2 protein-coding genes are annotated in these 2,324 nt (G+C 72.5%); one reads left to right on the top strand and one right to left on the bottom strand.

Going from position 1 to position 2,324, the window contains the following annotated elements; genetic code table 11:
- On the bottom strand, nt 1–1,535 hold a 1,535-nt coding region (locus G6017_RS13570), incomplete at its 3' end, for a phospholipase D family protein (RefSeq protein WP_182617830.1).
- Between the two features lie 49 nt (nt 1,536–1,584).
- Between G6017_RS13570 and G6017_RS13565 the strand changes: the two genes are divergently transcribed.
- Nucleotides 1,585–2,292: a PIG-L deacetylase family protein gene (locus G6017_RS13565; RefSeq protein WP_182617828.1), complete on the top strand. Its 708-nt coding sequence runs from the start codon at nt 1,585–1,587 to the stop codon at nt 2,290–2,292.
- Nucleotides 2,293–2,324 lie beyond the last annotated feature (32 nt).

Here is a 2,324-nt window from a genome sequence, read left to right as displayed (position 1 = left end):
AGCCGACCCGGGGGCCGCGTCCCCCGGCGACCGCCGCGATGCCACTCCTCGAGCGCGGCGGCCGCGTCGGCGAAGGCCCGGAACGTCCCCACCGCGTCGGGACAGTCGTGCATCAGGCGCGCGAGGTCGTCGTCGTCGCCCGGATCGCCGTCCCCGTGCGCGATCTCCGACACGTCCCCCGGATACCCCGGACCGTCCACGCCGCACCCCAGGTGCTCGGCGGCCAGGGTCAGACGCAGTCTGCGGGCGTACGGACTGTGATCGGACGCGGCCGTGTCCACCACCACCGCCGAGAGTTCCGAGTCGTGGGTCCACGAGCGCCGGCTGAAGTTGTCGGAGCCGACCGAACACCAGGTGTCGTCCACGACGCACACCTTGGCGTGGACGTAGACCGGGGTGCCGTCGGAGTTCTCCGGCGCGTAGAAGGCCACCCGGCCGGGGGCCGCGGCGGCGAGTCGGCTCATGGCGCGCTGCCGGCCGAGGAGCTGCGGGAGACGGGAGATCGGGTTGTCGCTGTCCGTCCACCGGGGCATCACGACGATCAGGTGCAATCCCTCGTCCCGCTGGAGCGATTCCACGAAGGAGTCCGCGATCGCGCGCGACCACAGGTACTGGTCCTCCACGTAGATGAGGTCACGGGCACGCTCGAACGCCTTGGCGTACCCGCGGGCGACGCTCCGCTCACCCCTCCGTGCGAACGGGTAGGCACGTCGACCGTGTCGGCCGGCGTAGGTGCGGAGCAGCTGGACGACGTGCGTGCCACCCGGCACCGCCGGCGGCGGCGGCGCCTGCGGGGGCAAGGGTTCGGCGCGCACGTCCACGTGGTCGCGGTCCACGCGGAACCGGCGACGCGACCTCGTCAGGGGCGCCGGGTCCTCCCACCGTTCCCGGAACACCGTCTCGGCGTCGTACACGGCCGGTCCCGAGATGGCGCACTGCACGTCGTGCCACGGCGGCGTCACCCCGTAGACCTCGGACATCGACTGCGCCTGCGGGTCGCCCCGGTGTCGGGCGTCGTCCCGCCGCGAATGACACAGGTCGATGCCGCCCACGTAGGCCACGTCCCGCCGCGGGGCGTCCGCGTGTCGGATCACCACCATCTTCTGGTGGTGCGACCCGCGCGGCGGCACCCGCATGTCGAGCAGGACGTTGCCGCCCCGGTCATCGACCTTCCGCCCGAGCCGTCGGTTCTCCTCGTGGGAGAACTCGTCGATCCCCGAGTGCGAGCGCCACACGAGCCCGTGCACGGCCACCCCGCGGTCGACGGCCCGTCGCAGTACCGCCGAGACCTCGCTGCCGGGCTGCCCCGTGAGCCGCTCGTCCGCGTCGCCGCGCCAGTCGGTGAACAGGATCAGATCGCCCCGCCCGGTGGCCTCGATCCTGTCGAAGAGCTCGGCGAAATACGTGGCCCCGTGGACCAGTGGGCGGACCTCGTTGCCCTCCGACCAGGCCTCGTTCCCGGGATGACGGGAATCCAGACGGGTGTCAGGGTTGCCCCGCTCGTGCGCGGAGAGCAACCACTCGGTGAGGGCCATGTGTTCGGACGCTACCGACTCGTCACCCCGGATCGGCAATACTCTCCCCATGACCCCACCCGAGCCCTTTCCCACCGACTGGACCCGCGGCCTGGTCCTGGTCGCCCATCCCGACGATCCCGAGTACGGCATGTCCGCCGCGGTGGCCCGCTGGACCGCGGAGGGTCGCCACATCGTCTACGTGCTGGCCTCGAGCGGCGAGGCGGGGATCGAGGGGATGCCCCCCTCGACCGCCGGACCGGTCCGGGAGGAGGAACAGCGCCGCTCCTCGGCGATCGTGGGCGTCGAGGAGGTGGAGTTCCTCGGCTTCCCCGACAGCAGGATCGTCAACGACTCGGAGCTCCGCGACGCGATCGCGGACTCCCTCCGCCGTCACCGGCCGGACATCGTGATCTCCCTGTACTCGGGGCCCGAGTGGGCGCCCGGTGCCCCCAACCAGAGCGATCACATGGAGTTCGGTGCCGCGGTGGGCGCGACGTACGACGACCTGGTGGCCGCCGTCGGCGTGGACGCCGCCGAGGGGCGTCCCCGGATGTGGTTCGAGTCCGCACCGCAGCCCACCCACTACGTGGACGTCGAGGGGTTCGTCGAACCGGCAGTCGCCGCGCTGGCCGAGCACAAGGAGTACCTCTCGGTCCTCGACCCCGGCACCCCCGTCCCCGAGCAGGCCCGCCGGCAGGTGGAATCGGTGTGCGCCCCCCGAGAGGACCTGGCCGGGGACCGGCCCGTGGTGAGTTTCCGGCGCATGCGGCCCTGACCGGCACGCGAGCCCGCCGGTCGGGGCCGGTG

The sequence above is a fragment of the Dietzia sp. B44 genome (genome assembly GCF_014145245.1).
Classification (GTDB): Bacteria; Actinomycetota; Actinomycetes; order Mycobacteriales; family Mycobacteriaceae; genus Dietzia; species Dietzia natronolimnaea.
The sequence above is the reverse complement of the archived record's forward strand: the minus strand, read 5'-3'. Positions and strand labels throughout refer to the sequence as shown.